This is a genomic window from Xanthobacter sp. YC-JY1 (genome assembly GCF_021730305.1).
GTDB lineage: Bacteria > Pseudomonadota > Alphaproteobacteria > Rhizobiales > Xanthobacteraceae > Xanthobacter > Xanthobacter flavus.
This window is the reverse complement of sequence record NZ_CP032674.1, coordinates 34845-58713: the sequence shown is the minus strand read 5'-3', so window position 1 is coordinate 58713 and position 23869 is coordinate 34845. Positions and strand designations below refer to the sequence as shown.

At 67.5% G+C, this 23869-nt stretch carries 23 protein-coding genes; 10 read left to right on the top strand and 13 right to left on the bottom strand.

Going from position 1 to position 23869, the window contains the following annotated elements; genetic code table 11:
- The first annotated feature begins 1 nt into the window (after window position 1).
- The 3 genes from D7006_RS00305 (at window position 2) to D7006_RS00295 (ending at window position 3022) form a co-directional block, all read left to right on the top strand.
- Window positions 2-472 (top strand): tripartite tricarboxylate transporter TctB family protein, encoded by a 471-nt coding sequence (locus D7006_RS00305; protein WP_237355108.1) that lies wholly within the window; start codon window positions 2-4, stop codon window positions 470-472.
- Window positions 469-1959, top strand: a complete 1491-nt coding sequence (locus D7006_RS00300) for a tripartite tricarboxylate transporter permease (RefSeq protein WP_237355107.1) — start codon at window positions 469-471, stop codon at window positions 1957-1959. The genes D7006_RS00305 and D7006_RS00300 overlap by 4 nt, the downstream gene beginning before the upstream one ends.
- Window positions 1960-2080: 121 nt before the next feature.
- Window positions 2081-3022: an ROK family protein gene (locus D7006_RS00295; protein WP_169123289.1), complete on the top strand. Its 942-nt coding sequence runs from the start codon at window positions 2081-2083 to the stop codon at window positions 3020-3022.
- Window positions 3023-3032: 10 nt separating this feature from the next.
- On the opposite strand, the gene D7006_RS00290 is transcribed toward D7006_RS00295, so the two are convergent.
- Window positions 3033-3890 carry a LysR family transcriptional regulator gene (locus D7006_RS00290; protein ID WP_229646116.1) on the bottom strand — a complete coding sequence of 286 codons (858 nt, stop codon included), beginning with the start codon at window positions 3888-3890 and terminating at the stop codon, window positions 3033-3035.
- Window positions 3891-3986: 96 nt separating this feature from the next.
- Here D7006_RS00290 and D7006_RS00285 point away from each other — a divergent pair, with 96 nt between their 5' ends.
- Entirely contained in the window at window positions 3987-4913 is a 927-nt protein-coding gene (locus D7006_RS00285; protein WP_237355106.1) for a DMT family transporter, read from the top strand.
- Here D7006_RS00285 and D7006_RS00280 read toward each other — a convergent pair.
- Window positions 4901-5815 carry a hypothetical protein gene (locus D7006_RS00280; protein ID WP_237355105.1) on the bottom strand — a complete coding sequence of 305 codons (915 nt, stop codon included), beginning with the start codon at window positions 5813-5815 and terminating at the stop codon, window positions 4901-4903. The two genes, D7006_RS00285 and D7006_RS00280, sit on opposite strands and share 13 nt — an antisense overlap.
- Window positions 5816-6007: 192 nt before the next feature.
- On the opposite strand from D7006_RS00280, the gene D7006_RS00275 reads away from it, so the two are divergent.
- A complete protein-coding gene (locus tag D7006_RS00275; protein ID WP_237355103.1) occupies window positions 6008-6796 on the top strand; it encodes a Bax inhibitor-1/YccA family protein in 789 nt (262 codons plus the stop codon).
- A gap of 84 nt (window positions 6797-6880) precedes the next feature.
- On the opposite strand, the gene D7006_RS00270 is transcribed toward D7006_RS00275, so the two are convergent.
- Together D7006_RS00270 and ribA are read right to left on the bottom strand one after the other, a co-directional pair.
- A complete protein-coding gene (locus D7006_RS00270; RefSeq protein ID WP_237355101.1) occupies window positions 6881-7636 on the bottom strand; it encodes an SDR family oxidoreductase in 756 nt (251 codons plus the stop codon).
- 86 nt (window positions 7637-7722) lie between these two features.
- Window positions 7723-8835, bottom strand: a complete 1113-nt coding sequence (gene ribA / locus D7006_RS00265; RefSeq protein ID WP_237355099.1) for a GTP cyclohydrolase II RibA — start codon at window positions 8833-8835, stop codon at window positions 7723-7725.
- 129 nt (window positions 8836-8964) lie between these two features.
- Between ribA and D7006_RS00260 the strand changes: the two genes are divergently transcribed.
- From D7006_RS00260 to ptsN, 4 genes are all read left to right on the top strand, one after another.
- Window positions 8965-9780 (top strand): RibD family protein, encoded by an 816-nt coding sequence (locus tag D7006_RS00260; protein WP_237355097.1) that lies wholly within the window; start codon window positions 8965-8967, stop codon window positions 9778-9780.
- Window positions 9737-10288: a cytochrome b gene (locus D7006_RS00255; protein ID WP_237355096.1), complete on the top strand. Its 552-nt coding sequence runs from the start codon at window positions 9737-9739 to the stop codon at window positions 10286-10288. Before D7006_RS00260 ends, D7006_RS00255 begins: the two co-directional genes overlap by 44 nt.
- Window positions 10289-10465: 177 nt before the next feature.
- Window positions 10466-11050: a ribosome hibernation-promoting factor, HPF/YfiA family gene (gene hpf / locus D7006_RS00250; RefSeq protein WP_169123298.1), complete on the top strand. Its 585-nt coding sequence runs from the start codon at window positions 10466-10468 to the stop codon at window positions 11048-11050.
- 394 nt (window positions 11051-11444) lie between these two features.
- A complete protein-coding gene (ptsN, locus tag D7006_RS00245) occupies window positions 11445-11909 on the top strand; it encodes a PTS IIA-like nitrogen regulatory protein PtsN (RefSeq protein ID WP_169123299.1) in 465 nt (154 codons plus the stop codon).
- A gap of 87 nt (window positions 11910-11996) precedes the next feature.
- Here ptsN and D7006_RS00240 read toward each other — a convergent pair whose 3' ends face one another.
- The 9 genes from D7006_RS00240 to ahcY all read right to left on the bottom strand — a co-directional run bounded on the left by D7006_RS00240 (window position 11997) and on the right by ahcY (window position 22330).
- Entirely contained in the window at window positions 11997-12263 is a 267-nt protein-coding gene (locus tag D7006_RS00240) for a DUF1150 domain-containing protein (RefSeq protein ID WP_169123300.1), read from the bottom strand.
- Window positions 12264-12306: 43 nt separating this feature from the next.
- Window positions 12307-12732, bottom strand: a complete 426-nt coding sequence (locus tag D7006_RS00235) for an Hsp20 family protein (protein ID WP_029556173.1) — start codon at window positions 12730-12732, stop codon at window positions 12307-12309.
- A 141-nt stretch (window positions 12733-12873) separates the two neighbouring features.
- Window positions 12874-14583 (bottom strand): FMN-binding glutamate synthase family protein, encoded by a 1710-nt coding sequence (locus tag D7006_RS00230; protein ID WP_237355095.1) that lies wholly within the window; start codon window positions 14581-14583, stop codon window positions 12874-12876.
- Window positions 14584-14724: 141 nt separating this feature from the next.
- Window positions 14725-15600 carry a sugar phosphate isomerase/epimerase gene (locus D7006_RS00225; protein WP_237355094.1) on the bottom strand — a complete coding sequence of 292 codons (876 nt, stop codon included), beginning with the start codon at window positions 15598-15600 and terminating at the stop codon, window positions 14725-14727.
- Window positions 15601-15813: 213 nt separating this feature from the next.
- Window positions 15814-16566, bottom strand: a complete 753-nt coding sequence (locus D7006_RS00220) for a glutamine amidotransferase (RefSeq protein WP_237355093.1) — start codon at window positions 16564-16566, stop codon at window positions 15814-15816.
- A gap of 12 nt (window positions 16567-16578) precedes the next feature.
- On the bottom strand, window positions 16579-17055 hold the full coding sequence (locus D7006_RS00215; protein WP_169123303.1) for a TerB family tellurite resistance protein: 477 nt from the start codon (window positions 17053-17055) through the stop codon (window positions 16579-16581).
- A gap of 293 nt (window positions 17056-17348) precedes the next feature.
- Window positions 17349-18392, bottom strand: a complete 1044-nt coding sequence (locus tag D7006_RS00210) for a lysylphosphatidylglycerol synthase domain-containing protein (protein WP_237355092.1) — start codon at window positions 18390-18392, stop codon at window positions 17349-17351.
- 184 nt (window positions 18393-18576) lie between these two features.
- Window positions 18577-20463, bottom strand: coding sequence for a potassium transporter Kup (locus D7006_RS00205; RefSeq protein ID WP_210257786.1), 1887 nt, complete (start codon window positions 20461-20463; stop codon window positions 18577-18579).
- A gap of 469 nt (window positions 20464-20932) precedes the next feature.
- Window positions 20933-22330: an adenosylhomocysteinase gene (gene ahcY / locus D7006_RS00200; RefSeq protein ID WP_169123305.1), complete on the bottom strand. Its 1398-nt coding sequence runs from the start codon at window positions 22328-22330 to the stop codon at window positions 20933-20935.
- 564 nt (window positions 22331-22894) lie between these two features.
- Here ahcY and D7006_RS00195 point away from each other — a divergent pair.
- Window positions 22895-23482: a CarD family transcriptional regulator gene (locus D7006_RS00195; RefSeq protein ID WP_169123306.1), complete on the top strand. Its 588-nt coding sequence runs from the start codon at window positions 22895-22897 to the stop codon at window positions 23480-23482.
- Window positions 23483-23869: the final 387 nt, after the last annotated feature.

Genomic DNA, 23869 nt, shown 5'->3' with positions numbered 1-23869 from the left:
CATGATGCGCTTCAGTGACCTGATCCTCGGCCTGCTGCTGCTCGCGGGGGCTGCCGTCTTGTTCTCGGCCGCTTCCGGCCTGCCACCCATTCCGGGGCAAGCCTACGGCGCGGATGTCTTTCCCGTTCTGACGGCCGCAGGCCTCGCCGCCTGCGGCTTCATCCTGGCGGTGGGCTCGGTGCGCGCGGGGCCCTTTCCGCTCGCACAGGCGACCTGGGTGCGCACGCCCGGCGCGGGCTTCAGGGCGGCGGCCACCATTGCTCTCGTCCTCGCCTATATCGCGCTGACACCGCTCATCGGCTTCGTTGCCACGGCGACGGTGGTCCTGACCGGTCTTTTCCTGCTCGTGCGGGTGCCGGTGGTGCAGGCGATCGGGATCGCGCTGGCGACGGCGCTCTTCACCTATCTCTCGTTCAACATGCTCCTGCGCGTGCCGCTGCCGCGCGGCCTCGTGGAAGGCTTCCTGCCATGAACGCCGTGCTCGCCGGCCTTGAGCTTGTCCTGCGCTGGGACGTGATCCTCACCATCCTCGTCGCATCGGCCTTCGGCCTCGTGGTCGGCGCCATACCGGGCCTGACGGCGACGATGGCCATCGCCCTCCTGGTCCCGATCACCTTCTTCATGGACCCCATCCCCGCCGTGGGGGCCATGATCTCGTGCTCGGCCATGGCGATCTTCGCCGGCGACATTCCGGCAACGCTGATGCGCATGCCCGGCACACCGGCCTCCGCCGCCTATTCGGACGAGTGCTACGCCATGACCCGCAAGGGCGAGGCAGAGGTGGCGCTCGGGGCCAACGTTCTGTTCTCGGCGCTGGGCGGGCTGTTTGGAACAGCCGTCCTCATCGTCTCCGCGCCCCTGCTCGCGGAGATCGCGCTCGGCTTCTCCTCGTTCGAGTATTTCTGGCTGGCGCTGATGGGGCTCGCCTGCGCCATCTTCATCGGCTCGGGCTCGCCGGTGAAGGGGCTGGTGTCGCTGTTTCTCGGGCTGTTCGTGGCGCAGATCGGCATCGACAACCCGGCCGGCGTGCCGCGCTTCACCTTCGGCAACTCCAACCTGCTCGGCGGGGTGGATTTCATCCCCGCCATGATCGGCCTGTTCGCCATGTCGGAGGTCATCCGCACCATCGCCGCCGGCGCGCCCGACTGGTCCGTGCGCCAGACCTCGCTCGGCAATCCGCTGAAAGGCTGGGGCCGGCTGATCGTGAAATACTGGCCGCAGCAGATCCGCGGCAACATCACCGGCACCGCCATCGGCATCCTGCCCGGCGCCGGCGCGGACATCGCCGCCTGGGTGTCCTACGCCATGAGCCGGAAGTTCTCGAAGACGCCGGAGAAGTTCGGCACCGGCCATGTGGAAGGCATCATCGAGAGCACCTCCGCCAACAATGCGGCGCTTGCCGGCGCCTGGGTGCCGGCGCTGGTCTTCGGCATTCCGGGCGACAGCATCACCGCCATCGTCATCGGAGTGCTCTATCTCAAGGGCCTCAATCCCGGCCCGACGCTCTTCCTGAACAACCCCGAATCCATCTACGCGGTCTTCATCATCTTCATCATCGCCAACCTCGCGATGATCCCGCTCGGCCTCGCCGCGCTGAAGGCGGGAACCGCCCTGCTGCGCTTCCCCCGGCGCATTCTCATCCCGCTCATCCTGCTGTTCTGCATCGTCGGCGCCTATGCGGTGAACAACTCGGCCTATGGCGTGGTGCTGATGCTGGTGTTCGGCATCCTCGGCTTCCTCATGGAAGAGCACGACATCCCCATCGCCCCCTGCGTGCTGGGCATCGTGCTCGGCAAGATGCTGGAGGAGAGCTTCGTCACGTCCATGATCAAGGCGGATGGCAACCTCCTCGCCTTCTTCGAGCGGCCCATCGCGGGCGGGCTTGGCGTGATGACCCTGCTGGTCTTCTGCCTGCCCCTCTGGGGGGCGCTGAAGCGACGGCGCGCGGCGGCGACCTGAGGCATCGGGGAACCGCATCGGCTCCGCCGCGCTTGAGGTCCTGCCGGCAAAGGCGAAGCCGGCGCGCTTGCGTCGCGGCCACGCTTGGCGCAGTAGATGCTCTCCATCATCGGACTCTCCAATGGCTCCCACAGTCCTGCTTGCGGATATCGGCGGCACAACCACCCGGGTCGCCCGGGCCGGCGCCGACGGCATCCCGTTCGATGTCCGGCTCGAAGCCAACGATTCCTATGCCTCGCTCGAGGATCTGCTGGGCACCTACCTCGCGTCCGTCAGCGGGGCGGCCCCGAGCTGCGGGGCGCTGGCCGTGGCCGGCCCCATCGACGGCGACGACGTGCGGCTGACCAACCGCAACTGGCGTTTCTCGACGCAGAAGCTCGCCGCCGACCTCTCCTTCCATCGGCTCGCTGTTCTCAACGATTTCGAGGCGTTCGCCCACGGGCTGCCGCTGCTCACCCGCGACGATCTGCTGGAGGTGGGCACGGGCCGGGCCGTCGCCGGCGCGCCCATGCTGCTGTCCGGCCCGGGGACCGGGCTCGGCACCGCCCTCATCCTGCCGCGCGAGGCCGGCTACGAAGTGCTGGCCAGCGAGGCCGGGCACATGCGCCTCGGCGCCGTGACCACCGACGAGGCCCGCATCGTCGCCCATCTCGTGCGCGACCTTGGCCCGGTTTCGGTGGAGCATGTGCTCTCCGGTCCCGGGCTGGTGCGCCTGCACCGCATCCTCTCCGGCGAGAGCCTGTCCTCCCACGCCATCATCAAGGCGGCGCTGGACGGTCAGCGGCAGGAGAAGGAAAGCTGTCACATCTTCCTGCGCCTGCTCGGCCGGGTGCTGGGCGACCTCGCGCTCGCCGTGGATGCCAAGGGCGGCGTGTATGTGGGCGGCGGCGTCGGCCGGGCCATGGCGCATCTTTTCGCCGAGAGCCCGTTCCGCACCGCGTTCGAGGAGCACCCGCCCTATCACGACCGGCTCGCGCAGATCCCCATCCATGTGGTGATGCACGCGACACCCGGCCTCGTGGGCATCGGCGAGATCGGCCGCCGCCTGCTGGTGGAGTGCTGAGGCCGACCGGTCAGGCTGCGGCGCGGGCCTCCCGGCCGCAGAAGGCGGCGATCAGGCCGGCAAGCTCCCGTGAGGCGGAACACGCATTGCCGGCCGCGCGCAGGGCAAGTTCCGTCGGCGGGATGGCCGGCCAGAGGTCGGATGTGCGCAATTCCCTGAGCTTCGGGTTGAGCGCAAGGTCGCTCAGGACCGTCACCCCCAGCCCGCCCGCAAGCGCCGCCTCGATGCCAATCAGGCTCGGGCATTCATAGGCGACACGCCAGGCGCGGCCGGCTTTCTCCAAAGCGTGGACGGCCCGGTTGCGGTAAAGGCAGCCCTGGCGGAAGGCGGCGAGGCTCACCACCTCCTCGTCCGGCTCGAAGCCCGCCCCGCAGACCCACACCAGCCGCTCCGGCCAGGCCTCCACCGCGGGGCCGGAACCCGGCTCGCGCTTGAGCAGCACCACGTCCAGTTCGCCACGGGCGAAGCCGGCATCGAGATCGCAGCTCAGCCCGCACTCCACGGCGAGGCGCACAGCGGGCCGGCTCCGGGCGAACTCGGCCACCACCGAGGTCAGGGCCGCCAAGGCGAAATCATCGGGGATGCCGAGCCGCACCACCCGGGCGGGGGCAACACCCGAGAGGGCCGCGCGCGCCTCCGCGCCAAGCGCGAGGATGCGCCGGGCATAGCCGAGCAGACGCTCGCCTTCGGCGGTGAGGCTCACGCCGCGCGCGTCGCGGTTGAGAAGCTGGTGGCCGAGCTGATCCTCCAGCCGCCGCACCTGCTGGCTCACGGTCGATTGGGTGCGATGGACGCGCTCCCCCGCCCGGGTGAAGCCGCCGGCATCCACCACGCTGACGAACGCCTTCAGAAGATCCATGTCCAACATGGCGCCACCCGATATTCGAATTTCCACTAGCTAACATCAAATCATTCAATTTTTCAATGCCGTCCCGGCGTGCTTTTCTGCGGCGCAGGAGATGTCATGACCGCCACGCCCCTTCCCCTCGCCGCCTCGCGCCGGACAGACGCGCTGCTGCCCGTCTTCATCGCAGCGTTCTGCATCATCTGGAGCTCGGCCTTCGCGGTCGCCAAGGTGGCGCTGGCGGATTGCCCGCCTTTGCTGCTCCTCTCCGGACGCTTCCTCGTGGCCGGCCTGCTTGTGCTGGGCGGCTGCGTGCTGTTCCTGCCCGCCTCCCACTTCCGCCGCCTGAACCTGCGCGATATCGCGGCGCTGGCGGCGATGGGCATCCTCAACAACGCGGTCTATCTCGGCCTCAGCTATGTGGGCATGACCCATGTGTCGTCGGGCTTCACGGCCGTCCTCGTCTCCGCCAACCCGCTGCTGACGGCGCTCGGCGCTGCGGTGCTGCTGGGCGAGCGGCTGACGGGTCGCAAGCTGCTCGGGCTGGTCCTCGGCATGATCGGCGTGGCGATCGTGGTGCGCTCACGCATCGTGTCCGGCCACGAAGACCCGCTGGGCACCGCCTATGTGGTCGGCGCGCTGCTGGCGCTCACGGCGGCGACGCTGATGTTCAAGAAGGTGCGCACCTCCGCCTCCCTGTTCATTGGCAGCGGCATCCAGTCTTTGGCCGGCGGGATTGCGCTGCTGCCGGTGGCGCTGTGGCGGGAGGACGTGGCGTCCATCCACCCGACACTCACGCTCGGCCTGTCCTTCGCGTGGCTGACGCTGGCGGGGTCGGTCGGAGCCTTCAGCCTGTGGTTCTTCATCCTCGGCCGCACCAGCGCCACCCGCGCGAGCGCCCTGCACTTCCTGATGCCGCCGCTCGGGCTGATGTTCGGATGGCTGCTGCTGGGCGAGCCGGTGCCGCCTCTCGATCTCGTCGGCATCGTGCCGATCGCCCTCGGCATCCGCCTCGTCACCACGGCGCCGGCGGTTCAGAAGCGGTAATAGGCGGCGAGCACCACGCCGTTCTCCTGCGGCGCGTTGCGGGCGAACACGGTGCCGACCACGGACAGCTGCAGCGTCACGGCCGCCGAGAGATCGTAGGCCGCGCCCATCTGCAGCTTGTAATACTCATAGGAGTCGCCGAAGTACGGCCCCGTCCCCGCGCCCTCCGAGATCACGGAGAACGACTGGGCAAGCAACTGCCAGCTCTCCACGACGCGCCAGCCCAGCGTGACATCGAGATGCAGTTCGTCCGGCGGCGGGCCGAAGCGCATCCGCTGGGCCAGCTGGACATCCAGGAAGGCGGCCTTTCCGAACATGGTGAAGGACAGGCCGTAGAGCAGACGGAGGTCGAGCTCGGGGTCCTCGTAGCCCACCGCTGCGGCGCTCTGGGAATTGCCCGTCCCAGGGAAGCGGCCGACAACCTGCGCCGAGACGACGCTCGACTCGTCCCGCCAAAGCCGCATGCGCGCGCCCACATCCTGATAGCCCGGCCCTGTATAGGACGACGGGGACGGATCGCCGAACGAGACATAGAGGAATTGCGGGGCCGCGATCAGCGTCAGCCAATCGGTCGCGCCATATTCGAAGACGAGGGTGACCTCCACCTTGTCATAGGGCCGGCTGGCATAGAGATCATAGGACGGACCGAACTCGGTCGCGGAATAGGCGGCCGAGCTTTGCAGGATCACCTGCCCGTGCCCCTCCTCCTGCGTCCAGGCGCCGCCGAGGGCCGGCGCGGGAAGGGCGAGCAGCATCAAAGCGAGAAGCGCGCGCACAGGGCCGAACCCGAGCCCGTCGCTGGCGAATTTGCCGAGGCGGACTTTTGGGCGCGCGAACCCGCGGGCGGCAAGACATGCCCGCCCGGCCTTGATCCGGCGCTTGAGATAATCCCCCGTCCGCATGCCAGCCCCCATGCGGGTTGCAACTATACCTTAACGCAGCCCCGAGGGTATGCCTGACGTAAAGTGACCTTGCGTAAATTTCATCCAACCTTGTCTTGCCGCCCCATCGCGAACCCACCATATTGACGGCGAACGCATGGGCTCGGCCTCGGCCGGTCTTGGGCGTTTGAGATTTCTTCAAGGGGAACGACGATGTCCGATTATGATCGCAACGTCGCCGGGCGTTTCAACCCGTCGGTGGCACGCTCGCAGGCCGCGATCGACCAAGGGCTGCGGACGTACATGCTCAGCGTGTACAATTACATGGCGCTGGGCCTCGCCATCACGGGCGCGGCCGCGCTCGGCATTTACATGCTGTCCGTGACCACCGACCCGGCCTCGGCTGCCGGCCGCATTGCCGGCGGCATCATGCTGACGCAGTTCGGCTACGCGCTGTTCGTGAGCCCGCTGAAGTGGGTGGTGATGCTCGCGCCTCTGGCGGCGGTCTTCTTCCTGAGCTTCCGTATCGAGCGCATGAGCGTATCGGCCGCGCAGCTGACCTTCTGGGTCTATGCGGCGCTGGTGGGCGTCTCGCTGTCCACGATCTTCCTCGTGTACACCCACGAGAGCATCGTGCGGGTGTTCTTCATCACCGCCGCCTCGTTCGGCGCGCTGAGCCTCTATGGCTACACCACGCAGCGTGACCTCTCCGGCATGGGCTCCTTCCTGATGATGGGCCTGTTCGGCATCATCATCGCCTCGGTGGTGAACATCTTCCTCGGCTCCTCGATGCTTCAGTTCATCGTGTCGGTCGTGGGCGTGCTGGTGTTCGCGGGCCTCACCGCCTACGACACCCAGCGCATCAAGGAGATGTACTTCGCCGGCGACGACGTGGCCGTGGCGGGCAAGAAGGCCATCATGGGCGCGCTCGCGCTCTACCTGGACTTCATCAACATGTTCATGATGCTGCTCCAGCTCTTCGGCGGCCGTAACAGCGAGTGACGTCCCGCTGACGGGCCGCACCAGAAACAAGAAGGCCCCGGCATTGCCGGGGCCTTTTTCGTTTCCGTAGGTGCCGAAGGAGGATCAGCCGCGGCCGATGAAGGGCATCTTGGTGGCCATCACCGTCATGAACTGCACGTTGGCATCCAGCGGCAGGCTGGCCATGTAGACGACGGCGCTCGCCACATGGGCGACGTCCATCACCGGCTCCACCTTGATGGAGAGGTCCGCCTGGGGCACGCCCGCCTTCATCTTCTGCGCCATGGGCGTATCGGCATTGCCGATGTCGATCTGCCCGCAGGCGATGTCATAGGCCCGCCCATCCAGCGACGTGGACTTGGTGAGCCCGGTGATGGCGTGCTTGGTGGAGGTGTAAGGCGCCGAGAACGGCCGGGGCGCCGTTGCCGAAATGGACCCGTTATTGATGATCCGCCCGCCGCGCGGCTCCTGCGCCTTCATCACGCGGAATGCCTCCTGGGTGCACAGGAAGGGGCCGGTGAGGTTGGTGGAGACCACCTGCTGCCACTGGGCAAAGGTGAGATCCTCCAGCGGGATCGCGGGGGCGCCGGTGCCGGCATTGTTGAACAGGAGGTCGAGGCGGCCGAACTTCTCCACCGTTGCGGCGAACAGGACGCGCACAGACTCCGGATCAGTCACATCGGTCGGCACGGCAAGGCTCGGCGCATCGCCCATGGCCGCCACGGTCTCTTCCAGAGCCTCCAGCCGGCGCCCGGCGAGAGCCACCGCATAGCCCGCCTCGGCCAGCGCCACCGCCACGGCCCGCCCGACGCCCGAGCCGGCTCCGGTAACGATGGCGACCTTCCGTCCTGCCTTGCTCATGTGCTTCCTCCAGGTTCTTGGCCGGGCGGTTCTAAATCGTTTTGAAGCTGGACGACAAGGAGGATCAGATGGAGCGCGCGCCGGTCTCAGTCCGGCGCGCGGGCGGCGAGAGCGTCGAAATCGATGTAGTGGCCCGCGCGGTCGCGCTTGGAGGCGAGATAGCGGACATTTTCCGCGGTCGGACGGCCCAGCACGCGCTGGTCGGCGACCACCTCCAGCCCGGCCGCCTTCAGCGCCTCGATCTTCTGCGGGTTGTTGGTGAACACCCGCACGGCCGAAACGCCCAGCTGGCGGAGCATGGCGGCGGCGAAATCGAACCGGCGCTGGTCGAGATCGAAGCCGAGCGCGGCATCCGCGTCGTAAGTGTCATAGCCCTGCGCCTGCAGGGCATAGGCGCGCATCTTGTTGGAGATGCCGTTGCCGCGGCCTTCCTGATCCAGATAGAGCAGGATGCCGCCATCGCCCTGCGCCATGCGGCGGACGGTGTCGCGCAACTGGTCTCCGCAATCGCACTTCAGCGAACCGAACAGATCGCCGGTGAGGCACGCGGAATGCAGCCGCACCGCCACCGGCCGCGACAGGTCCGGACGCCCGACAATGATCGCCACCTGATCACGCAGGCCCTCGCCGCCGCGAAAGACGACGAACTCGGTTTCCGGCGCGCCTTCGAGCGGCACCGGCGCGCGGCCGACGATGGCGAGCCGGGCAACCTCTTCCGCCCGAAAGGCTATGATGTCGGCAACGTCCACGCGCGCCAGCCCCGCAGCCATCCCCTCCGGGACCGAGCAAACGACAGCCGCCGGCAGCACCAGAGCCAATGAAAGCAGCTCAATTGCCGCGACATGGGCCGGCAGCGCCGGAGCGACCGGCGCGTCGAGCCGGGCGTCGGGCTTGAGCGCGAGCTGCGCGACGCGCTCGGGGTCCAGGTGCGGCAAGGCGACGATCCCTGCCTGCGTCCGTGGCGATCCCATCCGGTTCAGCCGGGGCGCGGCCAGCACGAGGCAGGCATCGGCAGCACCGGCACCCTTGAGCACTCCGGCCATCTCCGCATCGAACGCCTCTGCCGCCACCATCACCACCGGGGCATCTCCGGCCGCGATCACAACGGCGCGAGCGGACCGTACCTCGGCAATGGCGCGCTCCACGGAAAGCCGCCCCGCGTCTGGCGCAAACCCAAGACCTTCAACGATGGACGCCATCTTGACCTCTCACAGCGGGAAACGCGGCCGGCCGGCGGCGCGAACGATCTGTCGTATCGGCAGGAGCGTAACAAACGGCATGATGACGCGTTCCTGATCGAACAGTCTGCTTACGCCGGGCGAGGACCGATGGATGACACGACCCTGCGGCTCCGGTCGCACAAGCGAGTGAGTGGATCACCGGTGCAGGAGAAGGAAGAGGCGGCCAATCTCCGCCCGCATGTCATCGCCCAGCTCGGACAGTCCCTGGACGGGCGCATCGCCACGACCTCGGGCGATTCGAAATATATCAACGGCCCCCACGCCCTCGATCACCTGCACGCCTTGAGGGCCTCCGTTGATGCGGTCGTGGTGGGGGTGGGAACGGTCTGCGCGGACGATCCGCTGCTGACGGTGCGCCGCATCGCCGGCGTCAGTCCGGCGCGGGTGGTGATCGATCCCTCCGGCCGCGTCGACCCCTCCGCGCGCTGCTTTGCCGAAGATGGCGCGCGCCGTCTTGTCTTCCGGCGGCGGACCGTCGTTGCCCCCGCGCTGCCGGACGGCGTGGAGGTGGTGCCGATGGACGACGCTCCCGCCTTCGATCCGTCCTCGGTCCTCCAGTCCCTCGTGCAGCGCGGGTTCAGGCGCATCCTCGTGGAAGGGGGCCCGACGACGCTCTCGGCATTCCTCGAAGCCGATCTCGTGGACCAGCTTCACGTTTTCGTGTCCCCGGTGATCCTTGGAGCCGGCCGCATCGGCTTGTCCCGAAAGGCATGCGACACTCTGGCTCAAGCGCTGCGCCCGAAGGCGCAGGTGCACGTGTTCGCCGACGGCGACGTCCTGTTCCGGTGCGACCTGCGGGAGAGCGCGCGCAGTGCCGGAATCAAGGATTCGGCGTCGCATCTGGAGGCTAGCCCGACCGATGACCAACCCGTCGCATCCCGAGCCCTACGCGCCGCCGGCTAGGCGTATCCACTGGATCATGGCGATCCTTGTGATTCTCGTGATCCCGCTGGGATTCGCCATGATGAACATGGATTCCGGCCCCACCCAGGACCGCCTGTTCGATCTCCACCGCTCCATCGGCTTCACCATCCTCTGCCTCGCGGTGATCCGCGTGGTGGTGCGCATCCTCAATCCGCCGCCGGCGCCGCCGGAAAACATGCCGAAGGCGCTCTGGATCGTCGCCAATACGGTGCACTACGCGCTCTATGTGCTGATCTTCGTGATGCCCGTGCTCGGGTGGCTGGCCTCCAACGCCTTCGGCAGCGCGGTGAGCATCTTCGGTCTGTTCACGCTGCCCAACATCGTCGCCAAGAACGACGCCCTCGCCGATCTCTTCGGCAACTGGCATGCGCGCCTCGGCTTCGTCATGACCGCGCTGGTGATCATGCACGCGGGGGCGGGCCTTTGGCATGGCGTCATCCGCCGCGACGGCGTGCTCTCGCGCATGTGGCCGGGCCTGTCGCGCTGATCGAGGAGCCGAGGCGGCGGCTTTCGTTAACGATCGGCCATCCCAAAAAACCGTTCGGTTTCCGGCCGCTGTTTCCGTTGACATGCCGGCGAAGCACTCCTACCTCTTTAGATAGCCGGCCGGTTTGCAATGCATGAGACGGTCCCTCGCGGGACCGTTCATAGGGGATCAAATCGCATGGCCCTACGCGTGTCCGGAAAGAATCTCGACGTCGGCGAAGCTCTTCGCCAGCGTTTGACCGAGCGGGTCTCGGAAGTCCTCGGCAAATACTTCGACGGTGGATGGTCAGGGCACGTCACCGTCACCAGGGACGGCTCCGGCTACCGCTCCGAATGCATGCTTCATCTTGATTCGGGCGTGAACCTCCAGGCGCACGGCAATGCGCAGGATCCCAATGCCTGCGCCGACGTGGCGGTCGAGAAGATCGAGAAGCGCCTCCGCCGCTACAAGCAGCGCCTCAAGGATCGTCACGGGCATGGCAACGGCAACGGAGCCGAGCATGCCGCCCAGAGCTACATTCTCAGCGCCGCGCCCGAGACCGAGACCGAAGAGGAATTGGTTGGCTGGAGCCCGACCGTGGTCGCGGAACAGGTGACGCGCCTGCGCACCCTCTCGGTGGCGGACGCCGTCGTGGAGCTCGACATCACCGGCGCTCCCGTTGTCGTCTTCCGCCACGCGGGCCATGGACGGGTCAGCGTCGTCTACCGCCGGCCCGACGGCCATGTGGGGTGGATCGACCCAGGCTCCGAGGAACTGCACTAGATCACGCGCGGGGGGCCTGCTCGCAGGCTCCCCGATGCGTGTCGAGGATCATGGAAGTCGAGCCCGGGCGGGAACGGTGCCCTCACGGGTCATGGCAATGCCGGGGGGCAGATGCTGAAAGCCGTACCGGAGCCCTGCGAAGCGGGCGGCCGGGACGCTTCGGAACAGCGCCGACCCGCCCAACGAATCTCTGCGCCTACCGCCCCGGCTTGAGCCGGAGGCTGGTTAACGCTAGATGGAGGCCGCATGAAGACCTCCGGGAGAGGCAACCCTCCCGCGTTTTGAATGGGGACGGAGCAATGCATCGGCGCTTTGGGGGTGCCGCCGCCTTTGACCCGTTCCTTGCGTCCGCCGCTTTACCGAGCCTCGGCCGCTCGCCCCAGGGACCTGATCGATGCCGCTCGCCGACCTCCTTGCCCCGGACGCAGTGTTTCCGATGCTGCGGGCGAGCAGCAAGAAACAGGCCCTGCAGGAACTCTCCCACCATGCGGCCCTGCTCATGGGCCGCGACCAGCGGGACATCTTCGACACCCTGCTTCAGCGCGAGCGCCTCGGCTCGACCGGCGTCGGCAACGGCATCGCCATCCCGCACGGCAAGCTGCCCGGTCTCACCAAGCTGTTCGGGCTGTTCGCGCGGCTGGAGAAGCCCATCGATTTCGAATCGCTGGACGGTGCGCCGGTGGACCTCGTGTTCCTGCTGCTGGCCCCGGAAGCGGCTGGCGCGGATCACCTGAAGGCGCTGGCGCGGGTCGCGCGCATGCTGCGGGATCCGGATGTTGTGGAAAAGCTCCGCGCCACACGCGATGCCACCGCGATGCACACACTGCTGACCGCCGCCTCGGCCTCCAACGCGGCCTGAGCCAGAGCGGCAAACAAAAACCGGGCCGTCGCCGGCCCGGCCGAAAAATCCAGAACTCTTAGGCTGCTGCAGCCCGGCGCCACGACGTCAGTGGACGCTGACGGTCACCAGTTCGTGCTGCATGGCATTGGCCAGCGCGGCCTCGCGGCTGTCGGTCAGCATGATCGGCGTGCCATCGGCGGCGTGCAGTGTGAACAGCGTCATGCCGGGCGCGATTTCGGGCGCCTGCGGGAACAAGGACGGCACGTCCTCGGACTTGATGCTGCGCACATAGGCGATTTCGCCACCGCCCAAGACAGCCAGAGCCTCCGGGGTGATATCCGCCAGGGCTTCGTGTTCGGTATCGTGGGTCATCAATCTACTCCTCTACTCCTGGCAAATCCGGCATCCCTCCCCTTCAAGAGCGGGAGACGATGTCGATTCGCTTGGCGTGGCGGGCCGGCTCGGGGCGAACCAGATCCACGGACAGGAGGCCGTGCTTCAATTCGGCGCCCAGCACATTCATGCCTTCTGCAAGCACGAAGGTGCGCTGGAACTGCCGGGCGGCGATCCCCCGGTGCAGGAAAATCCGGCCCTGTCCATCCTCGACCTGACGGCCCCGAATGGTCAGTTCCTTCTCCTCCAGCACGACCTCAAGCTGCTCCGCCGTGAAGCCCGCCACCGCCAGGGTGATCCTGAGGCGCAGCGGCTCACCGGCGGCTTCGATCCTCTCCACATTGTAGGGAGGATACCCGTCCGCGCTCTTGGCCACCCGGTCGAGCGCCCGCTCGACCTCGTCGAACCCCAGGAGAAAGGGGGACGACAGGGAAGACATCCGCGACATCGGCCAAAGCCCTCGTCAAGCGACTTTGCATTGCCGGGCATGCACCTATCCGGCCATGCCCGCCGGGACCCTTGCGGCATCCCGACGAGTTGCATATGGGGGCCACCCCCTCCCCCCGCAAGGCTCGACGCGGAGGCGAGCTCAGGCGGCGCGGCGCGGGCCCACAGCCTGGCGTGGCGCGAAGCTGTCGGCGTCGGCGGCGCGCCACTCGGCGGCATAGGGCGTCTCGTCCGGCGCATCCAGAAGGGCACCGGCGGGCAGGAAGGTATAGATGCGGTCGAGCGCCTTCACCTCGATGGGGCTCACCCGATGCCAGACGTGGTGGGGCAACAAGTCGCCGGGATGCTCCAGCCCCGCCGCGGCCACCAGTTCCGCGAGCGCATGAACGCTGTGGCGATGGAAATTCGCCACCCGCTCGGCCTTCTCGTCCACCACGAGACCGCGCTGCAGGTGGGGATCGTTGGTGGTGACACCCGTCGGGCAGCTGCCGGTGTGGCAGCGCATGGACATGACGCAGCCGAGCGAGAACATGAAGGCGCGGGCCGCGTTGCACCAGTCGGCGCCGATGGCCATGTTCGCCGCCATGGAGAAGCCGGACGTGACCTTGCCCGAGGCGGCGAGGCGCACTTCATGCCGGAGACCGGTGCCCACCAGCGCGTTCCGCATCAGGATCAGGCCCTCGCGGAGCGGCATTCCTAGATGGTCGGCGAGTTCGTGGGGCGCCGCGCCGGTGCCGCCCTCCGCGCCGTCCACCACGACGAAATCAGGCTGGATGCCGGTCTTCACCATGGCCTTGGCGAGGGCGAACACCTCGCTCGGATGGCCGACGCACAGCTTGATGCCCACCGGCTTGCCGCCAGACAGCTCCCGCAGCTGCGCGACGAATTCCATCATCTGCGCCGGCGTCGAAAAGGCGGAGTGGCGGGAGGGCGAGATGCAGTCTTCCCCGAGGGGAATCCCGCGGATTTCGGCGATCTCGGGCGTCACCTTGGCGGCTGGCAAAACGCCGCCATGGCCGGGCTTGGCGCCTTGGGAGAGCTTGATCTCCACCATCTTGACCTGGGGGTCGGTGGCGCGCTCGGCGAAGCGCTCGGGCGAGAAGGTGCCGTCGCGGTTGCGGGCGCCGAAATAGCCGGAGCCCAGCTCCCACACGATGTCGCCGCCATGCATGCGGTGATAGGGCGAGAGGCCGCCCTCGCCGGTGTCGTGATAGCAGCCGGCGGTCTTCGCCCCGAGGTTCAGCGCCTCGATGGCGTTGCGCCCCAGCGAGCCGAAGCTCATGGCGGAGACGTTAAGAACCGAGGCGGAGTAAGGCTTTGCGCAGGCGCTGCCGCCCACCGTCACCCGGAACGGCTCGTGCGCGACCGGCGCCGGGGCGAGGGAGTGGGTCATCCACTCATATTCCGCCGCATAGGTGTCGAGTTGGGTGCCGAAGGGCTGGCGGTCCTCTTCATTCTTCGCGCGGGCGTAGACGATGGAGCGGTCTTCGCGGTTGTAGGGCCGCTCGGACTGATCGTCCTCCATCAGATACTGCCGCAGATAGGGCCGCATCGCCTCGAAGATCCAGCGCACCGAGCCGATCACCGGATAGTTGCGCAGGAGCGAATGCTCGGACTGGGTGACGTCGAAAATGCCAACCAAAACAAGGGGAAAGAGCACGCAGAAGACAATGAGCCAGGCCTGGTGGGAGGCGAAGGAGAGCAGGAGGCTGACGAGCGCGATCACCGTCACGGCGATGAACACGCTCCACCGCCGCAGCAACCCGCGGGTGCTGGAGGACATGAATAGGCCATCCGCACCGCCTTCGGGCTGGGGGGCGGACTTGTATTCGGGCTTGGTGGCGACGGGCATGGGGCGGTCTCCTTCGCCGCCAAGCTAGTCGATTTGGCGCCGGAGGGGAGCACCGGCGCGATAAAAAAGGCGCGTCAAATCAAGGGCATGAATGTGCGCTGCGGCATGGGGCGATCCGCCCTCTGCCGCACTGCACGCGTCTCAGGCCGGGGCGTCGGCGTGGCTCGCGAAAACGTCCGCGAGGGCGCGCAGGCGCACGATCTGGTCGGGCAGTTCGCGCCAGTAGCGGCGGTTCAGCTCCAGGTTCACGATCGTACCGGTAGGGAAGGCGCAGCGGCGGGCGACGAGGTCCCAGTCGATGCCGCCCCAGCCGAGGGGGAGGTGCAGGTCGCCCTCGCCCAGGCCGGCCCGCTCCGCATCGTCGATGGCCCAGCTTTCCTGAGGCCTGCCAAAGCTTTCGTGGACATGGACATGGCGGGCGAAGGGGGCGAGGGCGGCGATCTCGGCGGCGAAATCCACCCGCGCGTCGGTGGCGCGCAGCAGGGCGTGGCTGACGTCCAGCGTCGCGCGGACGTGGGGGTGATCGATGGCGTCCAGCTCGCCGGCGAGGCGCGAGGGCAGCGCCGTCTCGCGCATGGTCTCGTAGCGGAAGATGTTTTCAACGCAAAGGGTTACGCCCGCCGCGCCGGCCTTGTCGCCGGCCCGCAGCAGGGCATGGCGCTGCCGCTCATAGGCCATGGCCACATCGTCGTCGCCCCGCACGCAGCCGGAGTGGAGGACCAGGTGGGGGGCGGCAAGGCTGCCGGCGATGTGGATCATGGCGTCCAGCAGCGCCTCGTGACGGGGCAGGCGCTCCTTGGGGCCCATGAGGTTGATGGCCAACGGCCCGTGCACGGTATAGCCGAAGGGGCGGTCGCGGGTGGCGGCGACCAGCCGGTCGAGGCGGTCCTGCAGCACCCGGCCATCCACCACCAGCGTCCAGCTGAAGGCGGGAAGCTCAACGAAATCAACGCCCAGGCGCTCGGCCTCGTCGAGGGCGGCGGGCAGGTCGTCGAATTCCGGCGACGTGGTGCGCACGGAATATCCGATACCCCGGATGGCGGGAAAAGGCGTGCGGGCGTCCATAGGCGATGCTCCCTCGGGGATTTTTCGCCTCAGGCTAGCGAAGAGAGGTGAGATGCCTGTGACAGCCGGCCGGCTCGGCCCACACTACAGGAGAATCGCTAAGGTTCAGCATCGATTCAGTGGGGGTATCGGTGCCATCAGGCACTGTCAGCTGCTGACACCCCCTCAGATACCGCTTTCATCGTCGAGCGCGGTCGCGATCCCGGCCTCTTCCCCCGTGGCGAAGATGGTGGCGAGGAATGCGTCGAGCCAGGTCATCACCGCACCGTCATGAAGCGCCCATCCGGCGAGGTGGGCGTCCCCCGGCTGGGCGCCCTTCCGGCTGAAGCGGTGGGCGCCGCGCTCGATCCAGGTCACCATCATCTCCCGGGTCACCTCGGGGTGGAACTGGACGCCCCAGGCGGCCCCCGCCCGGAAGGCCTGATTGGGGAAGACGGTGCCGGTGGCGAGCAGGTCGGCGCCGGGGGGCACGTCGAAGCCCTCGGTGTGCCAGTGGTAGACATGGCTGGGCCACGGCATCAGCGCGGCGCCGGCCTCGGTGGCGCGGAGCGGGTAGTAGCCCATCTCGCAGACGCCCTCGGCGTGGGGCGCCACCTGCCCCCCCAGCGCCCGGGCCATGATCTGGGCGCCGAGGCAGATGCCGAGGGTGGGCAGGTCCGCCGCCAGCGCCCGCTCCATCAGGCGGGTTTCGGCGCGGATGAAGTCGCTCTCGTCATTGGCGCTCATGGGGCCGCCGAAGACGAGGAGGCCGGCATGGCGCGCGAAGGTGTCCGGCAGCGGATCGCCCAGCGCCGGACGGCGGACGTCGAGCTGGAAGCCGCGCGCCTTCAGGCGCTCGCCCACGCGGCCGGGCGTGGAGCGCTCCTGATGGAGCACGACCAGCAGCGTGCCTGCGCCCTGTTCCGGGGGTTGGTCCACGGCGGGCGCGCCTCAGACCGGCGTGTCGCCGCCTTCGGTCTCCTCGCGCACCTCGCGACGGATGCGGATGCGGTCGCGGGAGCCGACATTCAGAAGCTCGGCGGCGCGCCAGACGAGATTGTCCTCGAACTCGGAGAGGCCGCCGTCCGCATAGGCCACCTCGAACATCATCTCGACGATGCGCAGGCGCCCTTCCTCGTCCAGCGCCCGGTTGAGCACGCTGGTGAAGGCGTAGAGGTCCACCGCCTCGGCATCCTTGGCGATGGCCAGCTCCACCAGCTGCTCGGTCTCGGCCTCGTCGAGGGCGAAGCGGCCGGCGAGGATGGTCTTGAGCACGTCCCGCTCTTCCGGCGTCACCGCCCCGTCGATGGACATGACGTGGACCAAAAGCGCCGCGGCGGCGAGGCGATAGTCGCTCTCGTCAAAGGCGGCGGCCTCGCGATGGCCCCCGGTGATGTCGGAGATGAAGTCGGAGAGGGTGCGGAACATGCCTCTGTTTCCTGGCTCGGGGCTCCTTTCGCCTGTGCCATGCCGACCGTCATGGTGCAAGGGAGGAGAATGGCCCGATGCGGCGGAAGGCCCTCACGAGCCCGGAAACAGCTCCAGGTGTGTCTCCGCGGTTCAGCCGAAACAGAGGGCGCGACAGATGTAACCCGGCACCTGCTGCTGCGCCGCGCGGATCGCGGCCGTGAGGCGGACGGTGTCGAAGGCGGGCGCGATGGGCGTCGCGACACGGTGGCGGACGGCTCCGCCGCACGGCGCCGGAGCCGGTTCTGCGGGTCTTATTCCGCAGGCGTCTTGGACACCGCCGCGCGGGCCTCGGCCTCGGCCTTCTCGGCGGCGGCCCGCTCCTTGCCGGCGATGCGCAGGCCCAGCTCGCGGGCGCCGAGCAGGGTCAAGGCGAAGGCGAAGGGCACGATGTAGTAGAACAGCCGGAACACCAGCAGCGCGCCCAGAAGCTCCGCCTTGTCGAACTGCGGCAGCGCCACGAGCAGCGCCGCATCGAACACACCCAGCCCGCCCGGCGCGTGGCTGGCGAAGCCGAGCAGGGTGGCGGTGACGAAGATGACCGCGAGGCTGATGGGGTCGATATAGGGCGAGGCCGGCATCAGCATGTACATGGCGGCGGCGCACAGGCTGAGGTCGAGGATGCCGATGCCCACCTGCAGCAGCGTGGTGGGGCCGCGCGGCAGCGTGACGAACCAGCTCGAGCGGCCGATGGTGCGCGGCGCCAGCGACACCCAGGTGATGTAGGCCACCAGCGCGCACAAGGCGCCGACGCCGATCAGCCGGTTCACGAAGGGCGGCAGCTGGTCCACGGCGGTGGCCGCCTCGGGATGCAGCGTGATGCCGAGGCCGAGCACCGCGATGTTGCCGAGCCAGAAGGTCAGGCCGGCCACGAAGCAGATCTTCGCCACGTCGATGGCGCCGAGACCCCAGGCCGAATAGATGCGGTAGCGCACCGAGCCGCCGGTGAAGACGGTGAAGCCCACATTGTGCCCCACCGAATAGGAGCAGAAGCCGGCCAGCGCGGCGGTGCGGTAGGGCACGTGGCCCTTGCCGATGGTGCGCAGGGCGAACCAGTCATAGAAGGTGAGCGTCAGATAGGCGCCGGCCACCAGGAAGAAGGCGATGGCCACGTCGCGCGGGTTCTTCTCGCGCAGGGCATCCAGCACATCCGACCATTTGAGGTTGTGCAACATCCGGTAGAGCACGACCGCCGCGAAGCCAATCACGATCAGGCTCAGGATGAAGCCGAGGCCGTGCAGGCCCACCCGCTCCTTGAAGAACGTCGATACTCTCACCGCGAAAGTGCGCGTACCCATATCGTCACCGTTCCCCCCGCCCGCGACGACCTCGGACGCCCCTGTTGTAGTTTGCTCCCCTGCCCTATGGGGAGCGTTTTTTTGCGGAGCGTCGTTCGAAGCCAGGCCGTCTTGGGGTTCGTGATACACTGTAAGCCCTGCCTAAGGCTGGGATCGGACTGGCCGCCGGTGCCGGAGCGGATGCTCAGAGCTTCACCGGATAGCCGATCTCCACCGTCCGGGCGCGCGGCAGGCCGAACCGGTCGACCGAACGCTCGGCATTGCGCGCGAGGAACGCGAAGACGTGGGCGACCACGTCCCTCAGCTTGATGACCTCGTCGGGCGGGATGATCCGCTCGTGGCCGATCACGTAGATCGCCGCATCCGGATCGATGCCCCGCGCACTCAGCGCCGGACCCAGCACAGACGGCACGTCGATCTGCTGCATGTAGCCGAAGCGCAGATCGACCCGCACGAACCCCTCGTTGAGGGTGGTCACCTTGACCCGGTCCTCCACCGACACCCTGGGGCGGGCGGCGATCCAGACCGAGACGATCACGGCCTTCTCGAACCGGACCTTCAGCAGGTCTGCCATTCGGGAAAGGGCCACAGGCGTCATCGCACCTGCACGAGACAGAAAGATGGCAGTGCGCGGCGCCTCGACATCGTTCACCCGGTCCTTGCGGGCGACGAAATTGTCCAGAGGCTCGGTAAAGCGCACCTGCTGGGCCACCACCGCCTCAAGGCCACGGCGCCAGCTGACCATCACGAAGATGATGACCGCGGCAATCGAGAGCGGCAGCCAGCCGCCGTCATGGATCTTGGTCATGTTGGCGGAGGCGAAGGCGAAATCCACCGTCAGCAGGCCGGCGGCCATGGCCCACACCGCGAAGGAGGGCCAGCCCCACGCCCGCTTCACCTGGGCGATGAACAGGATGGAGGTCGTCACCATGGCGAACGCCACCGCGATGCCGTAGGCCGAGGCGAGTTTCTCGGACGCCTCGAAGCCCAGCACCACGGCGATGCAGGCGATCATCAGCAGCCAGTTCAACCGGCCCACATAGATGTGCTGCTCGTTGTGCTCGGAGGTGTAGCGGATGCGCATGGGCGGCAGGTAGCCCAGCTCGATGGCCTGCTTCGCCAGCGAGAACACGCCGGTGATGATGGATTGCGAGGCAATCACCGTGGCCGCCGTGGCAAGGAACAGCAGCGGCACGTCGAACATGTCGGGGCACAGGTCGTAGAAGGGATTGCGGACCGCGCTCGGGTCCACCAGCAGGATCGCGCCCTGCCCGAAATAGTTGAGCAGCAGCGCCGGCATGGCCACGAACAGCCAGGCCCGCGCGATCACCGGCCGGCCGAAATGGCCGAGGTCCGCATAGAGCGCCTCACCGCCCGTCACCGCCAGGAAGCAGGCACCGAGGATGACGCCGGCAAGGCCGGGATGCTGGACCATCAGCATGATGCCATGGCGCGGATCGAGGCCCGCAATCACCTGCGGCGCCTGCAGGATGCCGTAGACGCCGAGCGCGGCCAGCGAACCGAACCACAGCAGCATCACCGGGCCGAAGAAGGAGGCGATGCGCTCGGTGCCGAGGCGCTGGGAGAAGAAGATGGCGAGCAGCACTAGGCAGGTGAGCGCCACCACCCAGTGCTCCAGCTCCGGCGAGATGACCTGAAGGCCCTCGATGGCCGAGAGCACGGAGATGGCCGGGGTGAGCACGCCGTCGCCGATGAGCATGGCCGCGCCAAGGAGGCCGGCCGCAAGCAGGTACCATCTCAGGCCGATGGCGCTGCGATGGAGATCGAGCAGCGTCACGAGGGCAAGGATGCCGCCTTCGCCGTCATTGTCCGCCCGCAGCACCAGCATCACGTATTTCACCGTGACGGAGAGGATGATGCTCCAGGTGATGAGGGATAGCAGGCCGAGCACGTCGGCGCCGATGAAATTGGTGCCGCCCACCGCCAGCACGCCCTGCTTGAGGGCGTAGAGGGGGCTGGTGCCGATGTCGCCGAAGACGACGCCGAGGGCGCCGATCTCCGCAGCGAACGGCAGGGTGCGCGAACGGTCGCGGGAAAAGCTCGTGGACATGAAGGGCGGCTGCCTCTCAGCCGGGCGCGAACGTCAGGGATGAGCGTGACGAACCGCGACCGGCGCTCCGGCCGGCGGGAGAATGGGCATCGCAGTCGGATGCATCGCGCAGGAAGGCGCCTCGCGAGCGTCGCACGTAACCGTCCAAGGCCAAGCCCCCGCAACCAGCCCCCGCACATGCCCCGCTGCAGGTCTCCGCCCCGATCGTCCCGAGGCCCGAACCCGCCCCCGCTCGACGCCGGAAGCCTTCGCCCCGGAGCGCGGTATGCCCCGGATCGATCCGTTCCGACACCCCGCCGCATGGCGATCACGGAACCGGCTTCCCCGCGCGTTGCGGGTCCCCAACACCTATCCCCGTTCGCAGGTGAACACAATGCGGTGCCACACGGACCCTGTGCGAGGCCCGAAAACGCAGAACGCCGGCCACTCGGGCCGGCGTTCACGGGACTGGGACGGCGGCGCGCCGCGATCAGTAGCGGTAGTGCTCGGGCTTGAACGGGCCCTGCTGCGCCACGCCGATATAGGCGGACTGCTGATCGGTGAGGCGGGTGAGCTTCACGCCGATCTTGTCGAGGTGGAGCGCCGCCACCTTCTCGTCCAGCGCCTTCGGCAGGGTGTAGACCTTCTTGTCGTAGTGACCGGGCTTGGTGAACAGCTCGATCTGCGCCAGCGTCTGGTTGGTGAAGGACGCCGACATCACGAAGCTCGGATGGCCGGTGGCGTTGCCGAGGTTCACGAGGCGCCCCTCGGACAGGAGGATGATGCGCTTGCCGTCGGCGAACTCGACCTCGTCCACCTGCGGCTTCACATTGTGCCACTTGAAGTTCTTCAGCGCGGCGACCTGGATCTCGCTGTCGAAGTGGCCGATGTTGCACACGATGGCGCGGTCCTTCATGGCCCGCATGTGCTCCACGGTGATGACGTCCACGTTGCCGGTGGCGGTCACGAAGATGTCGGCGCGGGGCGCCGCCTCTTCCATGGTGACGACCTCATAGCCTTCCATCGCCGCCTGCAGGGCGCAGATGGGATCGACCTCGGACACCATCACGCGGCAGCCGGCATTGCGCAGCGAGGCCGCCGAGCCCTTGCCCACGTCGCCGAAGCCCGCGACCATGGCCACCTTGCCGGCCATCATCACGTCGGTGCCGCGGCGGATGCCGTCCACCAGCGATTCACGGCAGCCGTACAGGTTGTCGAACTTCGACTTGGTGACGCTGTCGTTCACGTTGATGGCGGGCCACAGCAGCGTGCCCTTCTTCTGCATCTCGTAGAGGCGATGCACGCCCGTGGTGGTCTCCTCGGTCACGCCCTGGATGTTCTTGGCGAGCTGCGAGTACCAGCCGGGCTTGTGCTTCAGGCGGCGCTTGATGGCGGCGAAAAGGACTTCCTCCTCCTCGTTGGTGGCGCCATCGAGGAAGGCGGTGTCGCCCTCTTCCGCGCGCTTGCCGAGGTGGACGAGCAGCGTCGCGTCGCCGCCGTCGTCGAGGATCATGTTGGGGGTGCCGCCGTCCGCCCACTCGAAGATGCGGTGGGTGTACTCCCAGTATTCCTCCAGCGTCTCGCCCTTGATGGCGAAGACCGGGGTGCCGGCGGCCGCGATGGCGGCGGCGGCGTGATCCTGGGTGGAGTAGATGTTGCACGAGGCCCAGCGCACGTCGGCGCCCAGCGCCTTCAGCGTCTCGATGAGCACGCCGGTCTGGATGGTCATGTGCAGGGAGCCGGCGATGCGGGCGCCCTTGAGCGGCTGCGAGGGACCGTATTCGGCGCGGGTGGCCATCAGGCCGGGCATCTCGATCTCGGCGATGTCCAGTTCCTTGCGGCCCCAGTCCGCGAGGTTGATGTCCTTCACCACGTAATCGTTGCTCATGGATCGCTCCGCTTGAGATCGGCTCAGGGCGGCACAGTGCGGGCCGCCAATCGTGGCCTGCCCAATAGCATGGCGGGTCGGAGCGGGCAATAAGGATATAAAGAAATGCTTATATGACCCATGTGCGACGCTGCGCAAAGCGGCGCCGTACAACGTCCCGCAAGTCGGCGTGCGGTGGAGGCATAGTCGTCGCGCAAGTCGCGGCCCCATACCGCCGAAGGTAAGGTTGGCGACACGCGCGCTTTGATTCCGACAAAAAATGTGATATACGTGACTTTACAGTCGATTGCTTCCACCACCAGCCACATCGCGCCCGCAATGTGTTCGCGCATATCCTGGGCGCATTCTCGGGAACAAAGGGGCGAGAATATTGTGCCGGCCGACTTCCTGCGGCGCGGCGACTGGCTGTCTGTGCATCGTCTGGCAGAGCGGGGTGGCGGGCGTTCCGGCCGCGACCCATATCCGCAGCTGAAGGTGTGCGCCGTACCGGGACCGGACCGGCCGGCTTGCGCATCAACAGGTTCGGCCCCGGTTTTCCAGGGCCGGATCAGGAGTGTCAAGAGCATGTCGGCAAAGAAGAACGCGCAGGCCCGTCTCGGCTTCAAGACGGGCGAGCACATTGTTTACCCGTCCCATGGTGTTGGCCGTATCATGGCCATCGAGGAACAGGAAGTCGCCGGTTTCAAGCTCGAACTCTTCGTGATCTCGTTTGAAAAAGACAAGATGACGCTGCGGGTGCCCCTCGCCAAGATCGCCAGCGTCGGCATGCGCAAGCTCTCCGAGACCAACATCGTCGAGAAGTCGCTCGAGACCCTGCAGGGTCGCGCCCGCGTCAAGCGCACCATGTGGAGCCGCCGCGCGCAGGAATACGAAGCCAAGATCAATTCCGGCGACCTCGTCGCCATTTCCGAGGTGGTGCGCGACCTCTACCGCTCCGAGGCCCAGCCCGAGCAGTCCTATTCCGAGCGCCAGCTCTACGAAGCCGCCCTCGACCGCATGGCTCGCGAGCTGTCGGCGGTGCAGAACATCACCGAGACCGAGGCCGTGAAGCTCATCGAGCAGAACCTGCTCAAGGGCCCGCGCCGCGGCGCCGCCAAGGTGGCGGACGAAGCCGATCTCGACCAGGACATGGAAGCCGACGAGGCTGCCTGAGCGTCCAGACCTCAAAGTTTTACACGGCGAGCGACAGGAACCCGGCTTCGGCCGGGTTCTTTTTTGGAGATGACGCACCCGGCTTCGGCCGGGTTTTTTGTGCGCACGACTGTCCCTGCGGACGACCGCACCCTACGCCGGCCCGGATCAAGTTTTCGCGCGGGCAGCCCGGTGGGGTGTACGCGGCCTGCCGGCACGCTATGATGGCAACGCTGAGCAGGCGGGGGCGTCGGCATGGAGACGTCTCATGCTCCCCCAAAGTCCGCTCCCCAAAGCCCGCGATCGGCAACATCCCAAGCAAGATCAAGAAAGCCCCGCCGGGGTCCGGCGCGCCAGCACCTGCGGGCGCGAAGGCCGGGCTGCGAGCGCGGCACCGAGCAAGGAGGT

What these genes read in the sequence shown, in the direction of transcription:
- D7006_RS00290 (WP_229646116.1), bottom strand. Translation starts at nt 3,890, where the DNA reads ATGTTGGACATGGATCTTCTGAAGGCGTTCGTCAGCGTGGTGGATGCC.
- D7006_RS00235 (WP_029556173.1), bottom strand. Translation starts at nt 12,732, where the DNA reads ATGTCGCGGATGTCTTCCCTGTCGTCCCCCTTTCTCCTGGGGTTCGAC.
- D7006_RS00270 (WP_237355101.1), bottom strand. Translation starts at nt 7,636, where the DNA reads ATGAGCAAGGCAGGACGGAAGGTCGCCATCGTTACCGGAGCCGGCTCG.
- D7006_RS00215 (WP_169123303.1), bottom strand. Translation starts at nt 17,055, where the DNA reads ATGTTCCGCACCCTCTCCGACTTCATCTCCGACATCACCGGGGGCCAT.
- D7006_RS00255 (WP_237355096.1), top strand. Translation starts at nt 9,737, where the DNA reads ATGACCAACCCGTCGCATCCCGAGCCCTACGCGCCGCCGGCTAGGCGT.
- ptsN (WP_169123299.1), top strand. Translation starts at nt 11,445, where the DNA reads ATGCCGCTCGCCGACCTCCTTGCCCCGGACGCAGTGTTTCCGATGCTG.
- ahcY (WP_169123305.1), bottom strand. Translation starts at nt 22,330, where the DNA reads ATGAGCAACGATTACGTGGTGAAGGACATCAACCTCGCGGACTGGGGC.
- D7006_RS00195 (WP_169123306.1), top strand. Translation starts at nt 22,895, where the DNA reads ATGTCGGCAAAGAAGAACGCGCAGGCCCGTCTCGGCTTCAAGACGGGC.
- hpf (WP_169123298.1), top strand. Translation starts at nt 10,466, where the DNA reads ATGGCCCTACGCGTGTCCGGAAAGAATCTCGACGTCGGCGAAGCTCTT.
- D7006_RS00210 (WP_237355092.1), bottom strand. Translation starts at nt 18,392, where the DNA reads ATGGGTACGCGCACTTTCGCGGTGAGAGTATCGACGTTCTTCAAGGAG.
- D7006_RS00260 (WP_237355097.1), top strand. Translation starts at nt 8,965, where the DNA reads ATGGATGACACGACCCTGCGGCTCCGGTCGCACAAGCGAGTGAGTGGA.
- D7006_RS00285 (WP_237355106.1), top strand. Translation starts at nt 3,987, where the DNA reads ATGACCGCCACGCCCCTTCCCCTCGCCGCCTCGCGCCGGACAGACGCG.
- D7006_RS00275 (WP_237355103.1), top strand. Translation starts at nt 6,008, where the DNA reads ATGTCCGATTATGATCGCAACGTCGCCGGGCGTTTCAACCCGTCGGTG.
- D7006_RS00280 (WP_237355105.1), bottom strand. Translation starts at nt 5,815, where the DNA reads ATGCGGACGGGGGATTATCTCAAGCGCCGGATCAAGGCCGGGCGGGCA.
- D7006_RS00240 (WP_169123300.1), bottom strand. Translation starts at nt 12,263, where the DNA reads ATGACCCACGATACCGAACACGAAGCCCTGGCGGATATCACCCCGGAG.
- ribA (WP_237355099.1), bottom strand. Translation starts at nt 8,835, where the DNA reads ATGGCGTCCATCGTTGAAGGTCTTGGGTTTGCGCCAGACGCGGGGCGG.
- D7006_RS00300 (WP_237355107.1), top strand. Translation starts at nt 469, where the DNA reads ATGAACGCCGTGCTCGCCGGCCTTGAGCTTGTCCTGCGCTGGGACGTG.
- D7006_RS00205 (WP_210257786.1), bottom strand. Translation starts at nt 20,463, where the DNA reads ATGTCCACGAGCTTTTCCCGCGACCGTTCGCGCACCCTGCCGTTCGCT.
- D7006_RS00230 (WP_237355095.1), bottom strand. Translation starts at nt 14,583, where the DNA reads ATGCCCGTCGCCACCAAGCCCGAATACAAGTCCGCCCCCCAGCCCGAA.
- D7006_RS00295 (WP_169123289.1), top strand. Translation starts at nt 2,081, where the DNA reads ATGGCTCCCACAGTCCTGCTTGCGGATATCGGCGGCACAACCACCCGG.
- D7006_RS00305 (WP_237355108.1), top strand. Translation starts at nt 2, where the DNA reads ATGATGCGCTTCAGTGACCTGATCCTCGGCCTGCTGCTGCTCGCGGGG.